General features: G+C 54.8%; 11 protein-coding genes and 2 pseudogenes. 3 read left to right on the top strand and 10 right to left on the bottom strand.

The features are described 5' to 3' along the window. Position 1 precedes the first annotated feature (1 nt). Together ACSIPU_RS22285 and rluE are read right to left on the bottom strand one after the other, a co-directional pair. Positions 2–478, bottom strand: coding sequence for an NUDIX hydrolase (locus tag ACSIPU_RS22285; RefSeq protein ID WP_004112222.1), 477 nt, complete (start codon positions 476–478; stop codon positions 2–4). Between the two features lie 20 nt (positions 479–498). After that, positions 499–1,149, bottom strand: a complete 651-nt coding sequence (gene rluE / locus ACSIPU_RS22290) for a 23S rRNA pseudouridine(2457) synthase RluE (protein WP_023320724.1) — start codon at positions 1,147–1,149, stop codon at positions 499–501. A 236-nt stretch (positions 1,150–1,385) separates the two neighbouring features. Between rluE and icd the strand changes: the two genes are divergently transcribed. Continuing rightward, positions 1,386–2,636 carry an NADP-dependent isocitrate dehydrogenase gene (gene icd, locus ACSIPU_RS22295; RefSeq protein ID WP_004101197.1) on the top strand — a complete coding sequence of 417 codons (1,251 nt, stop codon included), beginning with the start codon at positions 1,386–1,388 and terminating at the stop codon, positions 2,634–2,636. Between the two features lie 97 nt (positions 2,637–2,733). Here icd and ACSIPU_RS22300 read toward each other — a convergent pair whose 3' ends face one another. The 3 genes from ACSIPU_RS22300 to ACSIPU_RS22310 all read right to left on the bottom strand — a co-directional run bounded on the left by ACSIPU_RS22300 (position 2,734) and on the right by ACSIPU_RS22310 (position 6,321). After that, complete coding sequence (locus ACSIPU_RS22300) at positions 2,734–3,072, bottom strand: hypothetical protein (protein WP_004101200.1); 339 nt, start codon at positions 3,070–3,072, stop codon at positions 2,734–2,736. A 196-nt stretch (positions 3,073–3,268) separates the two neighbouring features. Next, complete coding sequence (locus tag ACSIPU_RS22305) at positions 3,269–5,053, bottom strand: diguanylate cyclase (RefSeq protein WP_435322271.1); 1,785 nt, start codon at positions 5,051–5,053, stop codon at positions 3,269–3,271. A gap of 80 nt (positions 5,054–5,133) precedes the next feature. Next, positions 5,134–6,321 carry an HD-GYP domain-containing protein gene (locus ACSIPU_RS22310; protein WP_196558139.1) on the bottom strand — a complete coding sequence of 396 codons (1,188 nt, stop codon included), beginning with the start codon at positions 6,319–6,321 and terminating at the stop codon, positions 5,134–5,136. 278 nt (positions 6,322–6,599) lie between these two features. Here ACSIPU_RS22310 and fraE point away from each other — a divergent pair, with 278 nt between their 5' ends. Beyond that, entirely contained in the window at positions 6,600–7,643 is a 1,044-nt protein-coding gene (fraE, locus tag ACSIPU_RS22315) for a fructose-asparagine asparaginase (RefSeq protein WP_004101212.1), read from the top strand. A gap of 36 nt (positions 7,644–7,679) precedes the next feature. Here fraE and ACSIPU_RS22320 read toward each other — a convergent pair. The 5 genes and pseudogenes from ACSIPU_RS22320 to fecI all read right to left on the bottom strand — a co-directional run. Continuing rightward, a pseudogene (locus ACSIPU_RS22320) lies at positions 7,680–7,994 on the bottom strand (ferric citrate ABC transporter ATP-binding protein FecE); the annotation flags it as partial. A 101-nt stretch (positions 7,995–8,095) separates the two neighbouring features. Then, a pseudogene (gene fecB, locus ACSIPU_RS22325) lies at positions 8,096–8,424 on the bottom strand (Fe(3+)-dicitrate ABC transporter substrate-binding protein FecB); the annotation flags it as partial. A 60-nt stretch (positions 8,425–8,484) separates the two neighbouring features. Further along, positions 8,485–10,815, bottom strand: a complete 2,331-nt coding sequence (gene fecA, locus ACSIPU_RS22330; RefSeq protein WP_196558137.1) for a TonB-dependent Fe(3+) dicitrate receptor FecA — start codon at positions 10,813–10,815, stop codon at positions 8,485–8,487. A gap of 97 nt (positions 10,816–10,912) precedes the next feature. Then, entirely contained in the window at positions 10,913–11,860 is a 948-nt protein-coding gene (gene fecR / locus ACSIPU_RS22335; protein ID WP_004112240.1) for a ferric citrate uptake sigma factor regulator FecR, read from the bottom strand. Beyond that, the gene (fecI, locus tag ACSIPU_RS22340) at positions 11,857–12,378 is read right to left on the bottom strand and encodes a ferric citrate uptake sigma factor FecI (protein WP_004101219.1); all 522 of its coding nucleotides are present in this window, start codon (positions 12,376–12,378) and stop codon (positions 11,857–11,859) included. Before fecI ends, fecR begins: the two co-directional genes overlap by 4 nt. A 257-nt stretch (positions 12,379–12,635) precedes the next feature. On the opposite strand from fecI, the gene ACSIPU_RS22345 reads away from it, so the two are divergent. Further along, positions 12,636–13,424 carry a class I SAM-dependent methyltransferase gene (locus tag ACSIPU_RS22345; protein ID WP_023320730.1) on the top strand — a complete coding sequence of 263 codons (789 nt, stop codon included), beginning with the start codon at positions 12,636–12,638 and terminating at the stop codon, positions 13,422–13,424. The last annotated feature ends 505 nt before the right edge of the window (positions 13,425–13,929 follow it).

Below are 13,929 nucleotides of genomic sequence, written 5' to 3' on the forward strand. Positions count from 1 at the left end.
TCTAGCACGCGTCCTCCGTTGAGGCACCCCCTGTAAACGGCCAGTTAAATTCGCCGATGAGCGCCAGCGGGTAGCGCGGATCCTGCTGATAGCTGCGAATGCTCTCGGCAACCAGCTGCGAACGCAGGTTGCTCGCGCTAAGAATTTCCTCAGCGCTGAGCCACAGGCAGCGGTCGATATCGCTATCGTGGGGCTCGGTGGCGCACGTATCGTTAAGCTCGATGGTAAAGAGGAAACGCAAAAATGGCGTGCGATCCGGGGCTATCCACTGATGCAGGCGGAGAAAGTGCTGCGGCGTCGCGCGAATGCCGGTCTCTTCCCAAAGCTCGCGTTCTGCGGCCTGAACCAGGGTTTCATCGGCTTCGAGATGGCCTGCCGGCTGGTTCCATAACGCTTTACCGTTGATCGTCTCTTCAACAACCAGGAATTTGCCTTTAGCGTGAACCACGCAGGCGACGGTGACGTGCGGCTTAAACATTGTTTTTCCTTAGGCTACTGTTAATCAATTTTACGCCATTCGCCGTTGGCCAGACCATCCAGCGTATAGCCTCCCATCGCATAGCGAATCAGGCGCAGCGTGGGAAAGCCGACGTGGGCGGTCATCCGCCGCACCTGGCGATTGCGCCCTTCATAGAGGGTAATTTTGAGCCAGCTGGTAGGAATGGATTTACGCTCGCGGATCGGGGGATGACGCGGCCAGAGCCACTCTGGCTCCGCTACACGCTCCACTCCCGCTGGCAGAGTGGGGCCGTCATTAAGCGTGACGCCGTCGCGGAGCGCGGTCAGCGCATCCGCCGTGGGTTCACCTTCCACCTGAACGTAATAAACTTTACCGGTGCGCTTACCCGGTTGGGTGAGAGCCGCCTGCAGCGCGCCGTCGTTGGTCAGCACCAGCAGGCCTTCGCTATCGCGGTCCAGTCGACCGGCGGCATAGACGCCGGCAACCGGAATAAAATCTTTTAGCGTGCTGCGCCCGGCTTCATCGGTAAATTGCGGCAATACATCGTATGGTTTATTGAACAAGATCACAGTTTTTGGCTGGCGTTCTTTACGTTGTCTGGTGACTTGTTGCGTGCTGAATCGCTCAACGCGATGTTTTCTAAATGAAGTTTTTTGCATGGTATTTTCAGACTCTATCAATTGCCGCATTATAGCCTAATTACGAATGCCTTTCATGGACGCAAACATTCAGGTAGTATTGACATGCTCATTACAACTTATTAACAAAAAGGTTGCTCAAACCGATTCGCATTACAGGAAGGCGACACGGACGCGAAATCTCCGGTTAGCGGGATATTCCACTGACGGGAGTGGGCGAATAAAGCCAACGCCCGGCTAGCGTGAAGAGGGAAGAGCAGAACCAGAAGCGCTCGAAGGAGAGGTTAATGGAAAGCAAAGTAGTAGTTCCGGCGGAAGGTCAAAAAATCACCCTGCAAAACGGCAAGCTGAACGTCCCTAATAACCCGATTATCCCGTTCATCGAAGGCGATGGTATCGGTGTTGACGTCACTCCGGCGATGCTGAAAGTGGTTGATGCTGCCGTTGAGAAAGCCTATAAGGGCGAGCGTAAAATTTCCTGGATGGAAGTTTACACCGGTGAAAAATCGACCCAGGTTTATGGCCAGGATGTCTGGCTGCCTGCCGAAACTCTTGATCTGATTCGTGAATATCGTGTTGCTATCAAAGGCCCTCTGACTACGCCAGTCGGCGGCGGCATTCGTTCTCTGAACGTTGCCCTGCGTCAGGAACTGGATCTCTACGTTTGCCTGCGTCCGGTTCGATACTACCAGGGGACACCGAGCCCGGTTAAGCATCCTGAACTGACCGATATGGTTATCTTCCGCGAAAACTCCGAAGACATCTACGCCGGTATCGAGTGGAAAGCAGACTCTGCTGAAGCGGATAAAGTCATCAAATTCCTGCGTGATGAAATGGGCGTGAAGAAAATTCGCTTCCCGGAACATTGCGGCATCGGCATCAAGCCGTGCTCTGAAGAAGGCACCAAACGCCTGGTTCGCGCCGCCATCGAATACGCTATCACCAACGATCGCGATTCTCTGACCCTGGTGCACAAAGGCAACATCATGAAATTCACCGAAGGCGCGTTTAAAGACTGGGGCTACCAGCTGGCACGCGAAGAGTTCGGCGGTGAGCTGATTGACGGCGGCCCGTGGATGAAGATCAAAAACCCGAACACCGGGAAAGAGATTGTCGTTAAAGACGTTATCGCCGACGCCTTCCTGCAGCAGATCCTGCTGCGTCCGGCGGAGTACGATGTCATCGCCTGTATGAACCTGAACGGTGACTATATTTCTGACGCCCTGGCGGCGCAGGTTGGCGGTATCGGTATTGCCCCGGGTGCAAACATCGGTGACGAGTGCGCGCTGTTTGAAGCGACTCACGGTACTGCGCCGAAATATGCCGGCCAGGATAAAGTGAACCCAGGTTCCATCATCCTGTCCGCCGAAATGATGCTGCGCCACATGCAGTGGTTCGAAGCCGCAGACCTGATCGTTAAAGGCACCGAAGGCGCAATCGCCGCCAAGACCGTGACCTATGACTTTGAACGTCTGATGGAAGGCGCTAAGCTGCTGAAATGTTCAGAGTTTGGCGACGCGATCATCGCGAACATGTAATCCAGTCTCTGGGTTAAACAAAACGGGAGCCGATGGGTTCCCGTTTTTTTTACTCTGCGGACAACGTCCCGGGTTGGATCGCGTCGCCTACGCAGGGTTAAAAGGAAGGGTATAGCGGTCTTTCATCCAATTTTAAACAGCGGTAAAGCTTCTCTTCGCCGCTGTAGAGATAGCTAAATGCATCTGTTGACACCGAGTGGAAGAGAATATCCCCGTTGGCAAAGGGGATCAGTTCCATATCGCCTGAGCGTTTGTGCCCTGCGCCGGTCTCAAAATTATTCTGCCATTTTTCCTGGGTATGATCGTAAACATGCAAAATGACCTCCACGAGGCCTCTCTGCGGGCAATTGAGCCTTAAAAAGGTTGAAGAGTAATTAAGCGCAAAAGTCTGCAAGGGGATAAAAAGTAGGTAGAACAGCGTAAACCTTAAAAACATGAAAACGACATAGCCTTGTTCAAATCAGGCGATGAATTTTACTCAATGACGGAGTTATGACTTTGCCCTGGATCAAGCGGCTTACTTTTCAAGAGGATAGAAAATCCGGCGCGCCAAAGTTTGCTACGCTGTCCTGATGATTGCACTGGGCAAAAGGAGCGCACGGCTCCTTTTACATAACGGTGCGAATATCGACTCAATCCGCCTTCAACATCCCAAAGCTCACAATTCTTGACCGGCCCAACTCTTTTGCCCGGTAGAGCGCAGCGTCTGCCGCGCGCAGCAGGCTGTCGCTATGCGTATGCTGCGGGTAGCTGGCGATGCCGATGGAGACGTTGATCTGACCAATCTCAGCAAGGCCATAGCGTAAAGTCAGACGCTGAACGCTGTGATAGATCTCGGTCGCGCAGGCCATTGCCGCCTCTTCATGGGTTCCGCCCAGCAGCACCAGGAACTCTTCGCCTCCGTAGCGGAAGGCCATCCCGATATCACGCACCGCACGCTGTATAATTGCGGCGACGTTTTTAATGACCAGATCGCCCGCTTCGTGGCCGTAATTATCGTTAATTGCCTTGAAGTGATCGATATCGATCATCAGGCAGCTCAGCGGCGTACCGTTGCGAACCGCCAGATTCATTTGAGTATGCAGAGCATCATCCAGATGGTGACGGTTGCGCAGGCCGGTTAATGAATCGAACAGCGCCTTTTCCAGCAGCGCGTTGCGTAAACGCTGATTCGCCAGAGCCAGACCCAGCGCTTCGGCCATCAGTTCAAGATAGGCGCGGGAAGGCGCGGTTGCGGCGGTGACGTTGCTGAAGGAGAGCAGGCCAATCGCTTCTCCTTGCGCAATCAGCGGCACGCATAGCGACTGATTGGCCTGTGGTTCCGTCAGGTGGTAACAGGCGATATCCGGCTCGCCGTTAACCGGAGGATGACTCAGCCCGCGCCGAACGGCCCAGCAGTTATCGGGATGAAATACATCCGTTTCCTGCGGCGGAGAAAGCCACTGCGCAACGCAGCGCATCTGCCAGGGATCGGTGTCGAGGATATAGAGTCGGCCGGGGATCTGCGGGGCGATGCTGGGGGCAAAGCGCTCGGCCACCTTGATCACATCCTCGAATGATTCGCAGCCCTGCAGACGCTGGGTCATCCGCGCCAGCAGCTCGCGGACGGCCCAGTCGGCATCGCGCTCTTGTTCCAGCCGCTGCCGCGCCAGCCCGTTCTCGCGAAAGATACGAATCGCCTGGGCCATATCGCCAATTTCATCTATCTGGGTAAACTGCGGCGTCTCGACCGCATAATCCTGCGATGCCAGCCGCTGCACCACATCGCTCAGACGGACGACGGGATAGAGCACCCGCCGCTTAAGGATAAATCCCAGCACAAACAGAAACATCAGGGCGGTGAGGCCAACCATGACTTCAGAGAGCGTACGCCAGATACGTGATTTCTCCGTGGCCTGAGCGATGATTTTATTCACCCGGCCTTCGAGCAGCAGGCGAAAGTGGTCAAGCTGCGTTTGTACCCGCTCAAGCTCCTGTTCGTAGGCCGCGCCGTAAAGCAGGCTTACCGCCGCTTTTTCTTCCCCCCGGGCAACCTGCGCCAGCGCCGCCTGCTGCTCATCCTGGAGTTCATCGGCAATCTGTAAACCCTCCCGCAGCAGCGCCAGTTCTTCAGCGGTTGCGCCATTATCTTTGAGTTTAACCAGCCGGTGTTCAATGGCGGCAATGGTCTGCGCCTGCTGCCGGTATTCGCTTAGCACATCCTGGTTTTTTTGGATGATATAGAGCCGCGCCATATAGGAAAGCGCCCAGGCGCCGCTTTCGACTTCTTCACTGAGCTGGTCGAACACCTGACGTTGTTCGACGGCGCGGCGTTCAGCATTATCCGCACTTGAGGCCATCAGCATTGCCATGCCTGAGGCGAGGGTCAGGGCGACGGTGATCCCGTAGGCCCAATTGGTCATGGTGGCGATTCTCACCGGATATATCCTTGCGTGCAGATGAATTAATTATATTTTTTGTCGCTGCGCTCCGGCTTCACCAGCAGAGAGCCGGCAAATTAAGAGGGCAGCGTGTGAGTAATAATAGCGTGCAGCGCTTCGGCATGCTGATGTAAAACGCGGTAAACGTCTTTATCCAGCGCGCCGTTTGTCACATCACACTCAATCAGCCGTAACGCTTGCTGACGGCTCATTCCGGGGCGATAAGGGCGGTCTTCGGTAAGGGCGGTGAAAATATCCGCGATGGCGATGATACGATCTGCCAGCTGCAGGTAATCGCCACTCAGATGCAGAGGATAACCGCTGCCATCCAGTTTTTCATGATGATTGGCCGCCCAGTTCACGATATCGCCGAGTTCGCTAAATGCGCTAAGAATTTCGCCGGTCATATAGCTGTGTTCCCGAACCTGCAGCAGCTCTTTGTCATTGAGCTCGCCCTGTTTCTCGAGGATGGCCAGCGGTATGTAGACTTTACCGATATCGTGCAAATAGCCGGCAATTTCAATCTTCCGGCACTCCAGCTCCGGCTGATTCATCCAGGCGGCAAGGGCGCGCGAAATTTGTCCAACCTTCAGGCTATGGCTGGCGGTAAAGCTACTGTAGGTATCGACAATGTTGGCGATTAACAGACAGATATCTTTCAGGCCATCAATACCCATATAGACATCGTTAATTGGGCCGATAATTTCCAGCATTCGCTGAATATGTCCTGGATTAAGATGCAGCCAGAAATGCTCTTTTTGTGCGAGCTGGCACAAGGTCTGACACAGCGACGGGTCGATCGCCTGATAGAGCGTACGAAATTGCGTAATAATAATATCGGGTTGATAAGCCGAACCGCCTTTATCACCGGCCAGCAGGCGCTCAAAAACATCGGCAAAATAGACGATATGCTGTTCGAGGCTGCCCCTGTGGTGTGGGCTAAAATGATGATCGCGAATAATCGGCAGGATTGGGGCCAGGGTGGTTAATCCGGCCAGCATTTCTGCTCCCCGATGCTGATGGGGGTCATTGAGATTATCGATAGCGTTCAGCGAGGAGAAAGCCCTTTTGTCACCCAGAACGCCAATATCGTGCAGCAGCGCGGCGCAAAAGACCGTTTGCTGCTGCGGGCGCGAAAGCCCTGATGCCTGCGCCAGCTCCAGTGCGATCAGCGCCGTTCGCTGCATATGCAGCTGCAGTTCAGGATTAATGATTTGTATGACGCGGGTTGTTAGCATCAATGCTGATTTTAAGGCGATACGCATCGTTTTTCTCTCTCGGGTTACCCGCGTCGTTATGGCTTATTTGGTTACTCGCGATGCCATCAAGACAGAACAGATTGCATGAGTTGTTTCTGATTTTGCATTTTATGATGCCCGTTTTTAGCGCATCTGTGCACCAATGTCGCGCTCCTGGCGAAATAAAAATCCTTTTTTGTCCGATAGTTAACCACTTTTGCCCGGCAAAATACATTAAATCCTGGCAAGCCCTTTGCATTATCACCGGGCGAATTTGATTAAAATCTATTTGGGGATAGGTAATTATGAATTTTAGAGCATTACTGACCATTGCGTTACTGTCGATAAGTGCTTTCGCGTTCAGCGACACGCGTCTGCCGCATATTGTGATCCTGGCAACCGGAGGCACCATTGCCGGTTCGGCGGCCAGCAACACCCAGACAACCGGGTATAAAGCCGGCGCGATTGGCGTACAGACGCTGATTAACGCCGTACCTGAAATGAGTAAAGTCGCCCGCGTTGACGGTGAGCAGGTTGCCAATATCGGTAGCGAAAATATGACCAGCGATATTATTCTCAAGCTGGCCAAACGCGTCAATGAACTGCTGGCCCGCGAGGATGTCGACGGCGTAGTCATTACCCACGGTACCGATACCCTCGACGAGACGCCTTATTTCCTCAACCTGACGGTAAAAAGCAATAAGCCGGTGGTCTTCACGGCGGCAATGCGCCCGGCAACGGCCATCAGCGCCGACGGCCCGATGAATCTGCTGGAAGCGGTGACCGTGGCGGCTGACCCGGAAGCGAAAGGCCGTGGGGTGATGGTGGTCCTTAACGATCGCATTGGGGCAGCGCGTTTTGTCACTAAAACCAACGCCACGACGCTGGATACCTTCCGGGCGCCGGAAGAGGGCTACCTCGGCGTGATCGTCAGCGGTAAGCCGCAGTTCGAAACCCGCGTGGACAAAATTCACACCGTGCGTTCGGTTTTCGACGTCCGTAACCTGAATGCGCTGCCGAAAGTGGTCATTATTTATGGCTACCAGGATGACCCTGAATATATGTATGACGCGGCGATCGCTCACCATGCTGACGGGATTATTTACGCAGGTACCGGCGCGGGGTCGGTCTCCGTACGCAGTGCGGCAGGAATTGAAAAAGCGGAAAAAGCCGGCATCGTGGTGGTTCGCGCCTCGCGTACCGGCAGCGGCGTGGTGCCGGTAGATGGCGGCCAGCCGGGACTGGTGGCCGATTCTCTCAATCCGGCAAAAGCGCGCATTTTGCTGATGACCGCGCTGACGCAAACGAAAAATCCGCAGGTGATTCAGCAATATTTCCACACTTACTGATTAACGTCGGGTAGGGCGCAGTACGCCTTACCCGGGTTATTTCACCACGCACATTGGGCGCTGGGACACCGGCTCCGGGTGAATCTCCGCTTCCAGGTGAAAAATCTCCCGCAGCATCTCCGGCGTCAGTACCGTTTCCGCCAGGCCCTGAGCCTGCACCTGTCCCCCTTCAAGCACCACCAGATGGTCGCAGTAGCGGCTGGCCTGATTCAGATCGTGCAGTACGGTGAACACGGTTTTGCCCATCGTCTGTAGCTCGCGCATCAGCTTCATCAGCTCCACCTGATAATTAATATCCAGCCAGGTTGTTGGTTCATCAAGTAGCACCAGCGGGTTATCCTGTGCCAGCAGCGGCCATCCCCAGATAAAAAAAGCGTGCCGGAACGGTTTCATGGCGTGATATCTACCGCCCGGTGATGGACGATTTTAACCATGTCGCTGGCAATACGCTCGGCGGCGTAGATTCCGGCATGGCGACTGCTATCGGCGACGATCGGATCGGGATGCAGCGCGCGGATGGCCTCGAGCGAGGGCTGGGCACGAGTGCCCACCGACTGCCAGGGCTTCAGACGTGCGCGTACGTCCGCCAGAATACGCGACGGATCGTTGTCATCGGCCATGCCTGTTGGGCTAACGTCGACCGCCGCCAGCGCGTCAACAAAGGAGAGTTCAAGCACCACGATGCGCTGCGGCGTTTTATCAAGCGTAAAGCGACCGCGCTCATCCTGTACGGTGGCGGCAAACAGCGGGCTAAAATGCACTGACGAACAAGGCTAAACATGATTTTCCTCCAGCTTGCCGGACAGGGCGCGAATAGCGCTGTCCGGCAACGCTCGATCAATCAGAACTTCATTGATCCTTGCAGGTACAGCGTGCGCGGCTGACCGACGTAAAGCCCTTTGTTGTTATCGTCGTATGAGCGGGTGTAATACGCATGGTCGAAGATGTTTTTCACCCCCAGCGCGAGGTTGAGATTGGCCATTTGTGGGCCAAAGTCATAGGCCACGCGGGCGCCCCACAGCATATAGCCGGGAATACGACCGGTGCTGCCATCGGCGCTTTCGGCAACGGTATTGGCGTTATCGGCAAACTGGCTGGACTGGAAGTCGCCGTTAAGGTTAAACGTCCAGCTGCCGGGGCTGTAATCGACGCCAAGGGTGCCTTTGTGCTTCGGCGAGAAAGGAACCTGGTTACCGTAGGTGTCGCCTTTCTCGCGGATTTCAGCATTAACGTACGCATAGCTGGCGTAGACCGAGAGATTATCAAGCGCGGGTGAGAGTTCGCCGAGGGCGTAACGGGTTTGCGCTTCCAGGCCGCTATGACGCGTTTTACCGCGGGCGGTAACCGTGTCATTGGTCTGGTTGGAATCGTACTGATTGTTGAAGTTAATCAGGAACAGCCCCATTTCGGCGGTCAGCGCGCCGTCGTCGTAGCGGGTGCCGACTTCCCAGGTACGCGCTTTTTCTGGTTCCACATTGCCGCTTTGTACAGCCTTGCCAATCTGGCTGTACTGTACGGTGCCGAATGAGCCTTCTGTGTTGGCATAAAGATTCCAGCTGTCGGTGAGGTGATAAAGAACATTCAGCGCCGGGAGCGGAGCGTTATAGCTGACCCGTTCGCGGGTGCCCAGCAGATTATTGTCCTGATAAGACTCAATGTGCTCAAAGCGCATTCCTGGCGTAATCGTCCAGTTGCCAATATCCATGCGATCGTCGATATACCAGGCGTGGGCTTCGGTACCGGAACGGGTATCGCGATCGTAGGGGCTGGCGGTGCTGGGCAGCTCGCCGCTGGTGGTTGCGGTGTAGTAACGCATCTCGTGGGTCGATTCGTTGACGTAGCGATAGCCGACGCCGACCTCGTGGGCGGATGGGCCGATCATAAAGCTTTGGCTGTAGCGCGGTTCGATGCCGCGGACCCAATATTCGCGCGGGGAGAGGGTAATGCGCTTACCCTGTTCCAGATAGCCGCTGCGCAGGGTATGGGTATAGAACCCCTGAATATTAAATTTATGCTGCGCATCCGGCTGGTACTGGTAGCCGAGGCTGGCGAGCTGGCGGCGCCCCCAAAAACGGTCATAAGGACGCGTGGACTGCCAGCGGTCGGCGTTGTAGTCGGCGCGGGAGAGGCCGCCGGGCATATCGGCTTCTCCGTCATAGTATTGCAGCAGGCTGTTAAAGGTATGGACTTCGTTAGGCGCGTATTTGCTTTTCAGCATCACATCATCAATCCGCGTGGCGCTGTGTTCGCGCCAGTCGCTGCCCCGGGTGCCTGAGTAAAGCAGGGCGGAGCCGAAACCGTTGTCCGCCGTGCCGCCGATCGCGAGGTTATGCGTCTCTTTCGGGTTGTTTTGTGAAGAGGTGGGGCTGAGCTGCCCTTCCATGCCGCCCTGAATGCCAAAATCCTCGGGGATTGCGCGAGTGACGAAGTTCACCACGCCGCCGACGCTCTGCGGCCCGTAGCGCACCGCGCCGCCGCCGCGCACGACATCGATGGCGTCCATATTGCCGACCGAGACCGGCGCCAGCGAAAGCTGCGGCTGGCCGTAGGGGGCAAAGGGAACCGGGATACCGTCCATCAGCACCGTGGAACGGCTGGCAAGCCGCGGGTTGAGGCCACGAATACCGAAGTTCATTGCCAGATCGTGACTGCCGGTACCGGTATTTTCCGGCGCGTTGACGCCGGGGATCCGGTTCAGCACTTCGCGTATCGTGGCGGCTCCGGTTTTGGCGAAATCCTCCCGACGGATAACGTCGCGGGCGCCGGCGTGTTCAAAGACATCATTCTCGCGCGCGTCGCCAAGCCAGTCCCCGACGACGGTGAGGGTGGAGTCTGAACTGTCAGGAGCGGGCTCCAGGGTCCAGGCATTCTTGCCCAGCGGCTTTAGCCGTAATCCGCTGCCGTTCAGCAGCCTGCGTAACCCCTCTTCGGTTTCGAAGCTGCCGTGCAGGCCCGGGCTATGCTTGCCGCGCGTCAGGCTGGCGTCGGCGGAAAGCGTGATACCGCTGCGGGCGGCATATTGGTTCAGGGCGTTGTCTAATCCCCCGGCGGCGATGTCATACTGCGCGGCGGCGTATATCGGCGCGGCAGCCAGCCCTGCTAGCGGCAGCAGCGTTAAACGGATTGCTATTACCAGAGGCATCGGTGTGCGTAAAACGCGTAAAGGCGTCATCTCTTCTCCACGAACGTTTATGGTTATATTCATCTAATAAGTCGAACGAGCCGGGAAAAGGGACAATAGATAATGAGAATTTTTTCGATTTTTCTTCTCAGGCTGGAACGAGCGTCACCCAGTAGCGAGTGACAAACCGTAATGAAATCGGCAGCGTTTGCGCAATAACCTTCAGAATGGCGTCAGGATCCTCCAGCGGAAAGGTGCCGCTCAGGCGTAATTCGGCCACCGCGGGATGGCAGCGCAACACCCCGGAGCGATAGCGGGCGAGGGTTTCGACCACCTCGCTTAGCGGGGCGTCGCGGAAGGTCAGCACGCCTCTGATCCAGCTATCCTCGCCGTCGTTGAACTTAACCAGGGCGAAGAAGCGATTGCGGGTAAACCACAGGCTTTCCCCGGCGTTGACGATTTGGACGCTGCCGGATGGTAAAACCACCTCCACGGCATGCTGCTGTACCGCCAGCCGGGTGCCGCCGGCAAACTGACGGACGGTGAATTCGGTACCGAGCGCGGTGAGCGTGCCTTCCCGCGTTTGCACGCGGAAAGGACGCTGCAGGCTGTCGTGAGCGGTCCTGATGGCGATTTCGCCGTAGCGTAAATGAACCATGCGCTGTCGTCTGTCAAAACGGACGTCGGCGGCACTTTCGCTATTCAGCGTTAGGAGCGAACCGTCGGCAAGCTGCTGCTGGCGAGGTATTTCTTTCGCCGTACGGTAGTCGGCGCCCAGGCCCTCCGCCAGTTCGGAATCCCAGAGCCGCCAGCTGCCTCCGATGACCAGCAAAAGCATCAGACCCTTCAGTACGTGGCGACGCGCCAGTCGGCTATCGTTAAGGGCACGGCTGGCCAGGCCGCCCGGCAGTTGCCCCATCTGCTGTCGCAGGTTTTCTACCTGCTGCCAGGCCCACTGATTTTCTTTGTTTTGCTCATACCACTGCTGCCAGCGGGCCTCCTGCTGCGGACTCACGCATCCATCGCTGAGCACCGCGTACCAGTGCGAGGCGGAGCGCAGCGCCTGACGACGAGATTCGCTCAGCGTCGGTTTCACAGGCCATTCTCCAGACGAAACAGTAGACAGTGCTCGGTGGCTTTCGCGATATATTTCTTAACCGAGCTTACGGAAACCGCCAGGCGGCTGGCGATTTCGGCATAGGTTAGCCCTTCAAGCTGCGAGAGCAAAAACGCTTCCCGGACTTTTGCGTTAAGCCCGTCCAACATGGCATCAATCTGCTGTAACAGTTCGAGCTGGCTCTGCCGTAGCTCCGGTGAGGGAGAGAGCTCTGGGGGAAGCTGCGAAAGCATGTCTAACCATGCACGCTCCAGGGCGTTACGGCGGAACAGGTCGATCATCACCCGTTTAGCAATCGTGCAGAGAAAGGATTTTGGATCGCGAATCGTCAGCAGCGACTCGTTGGCCATAATTCGGACAAAGGTATCCTGCGCTACGTCGTCGGCGTCATAAGCGGATTGCAGCTTACAGGTAAGCCATTTTTTCAGCCAACCATGATGATCGCTATAGAGCGAGGCAAGCGTTAGCGGAGAGGCGATGGCGGAAGAAGAGGGCATAGCCAGGTTCAGGAGAGTTGATCAATACGGCACATGCTAATATGAGAATGGTTATCATTTCAATAAGTCACGCCAGCAATACGGGCCATACAGAACTTTAGTAACGATAAGTAATTGTTAAACATTGAATATATTTTATTCCTCATTGCACCTTTTCTTTAACCTCGTCCTTAATGCAAATAAAATTCATTATCATTATTCCCTCTCTCACTTTAATGTTGTATTTATAATGCATCTTATGAGGTAAGGAGAGTCAGATGAACGCTAGCGAAAAAGCCGGACATACTTTTTTGGCAAGTTTGGGGAAAACCCGCTTACGTCCCGGCGGCATTGAGGCCACTGAGTGGCTATTTAAGCAGGCAGGGTTTAGCGCCGACAATAAAGTCCTGGAGGTGGCCTGTAATATGGGGACAACCTCTATTGAGCTGGCGCAGCGTTTTCACTGTACCGTTTACGCCATCGATATGGATAAAGGCGCGCTGGCGAAAGCCCGGCAAAATATCGTTCGCGAAGGTGTGGATCATCGGGTGATAGTGATGGAGGCGAATGCGGGTCGGCTGCCATTTGCCGACGAGACGTTTGATGTGGTGATAAATGAAGCGATGCTCACCATGTATGCGGATAAAGCCAAAGAAAAACTGGTGGCAGAATATTTTCGCGTTCTCAAGCCCGGTGGCCGTTTGCTGACGCACGATATCATGTATACGCATGATACGCTGGGAGAGGACGCCCGGCGACAGCTGCAGGGGGTCGTGAAATCCAACGTCAGCCCGCTGAGCGCTGCCGCCTGGCGGACCCTTTTCCAACGGAGCGGCTTTGATGCCGTAAGCATTCATCATGGACCGATGTCGCTGATGTCGCCGCGAGGGTTAATGAAAGATGAAGGTTTTATACAGGCGCTAAAAATTGTCTGCAATGGCTTGCTAAAGCGCGAGAATCGTCCGAGATTTTTATCAATGCTGCGCTTTTTTCAACGTCATAAAAAGCATTTAAACTTTATTGCCTGCTGCTCGGTTAAAGCAATTCAGGTAAAAAGTCCGAAATAAGGGTGACGAAATGGATAATTGTCGATAATTATTAATTATTGTCAGGAAAGTAAAATAAGGTGATTCTTATTTCAACTTTGGCTTCGGGAAGCTTTCTTCTATTCTTCTGTTAAATCAAAAAGCGTTAAGAGAGATGAGTGGAGAGCGCAAGCGCTGACGTGGTTAAAAGGATAACGGAAAACCAAAATTATCCCGGTACCATTGCTGCACAGCCCTGTTCTGACGCGGCCTCCGCCGTTGCCTGCAGGGAGCGCAGCGTTCTCCTGCTTCGAGAACAGCCTGCCTTATGATGAATGATTAGCGTGTTAATCATTCTTGTGGTGGATATTTGTAATGATTTATTCATTTTTTGTTTTACATTTTGTTACAGGTGTGCGGGTAATGTGTTTTTTTCTGTTGGCGTAGTTTTTTACTTGCCGCAGTGAATTTAACAGGATTATTATTGTCTGAACTGCTACACGTACCGCCTAATGACAGATGAAGGGACTCGTTTTTTCCTTAAGCG

This window comes from Klebsiella sp. HN106 (genome assembly GCF_051209435.1).
Lineage (GTDB): Bacteria > Pseudomonadota > Gammaproteobacteria > Enterobacterales > Enterobacteriaceae > Klebsiella > Klebsiella oxytoca.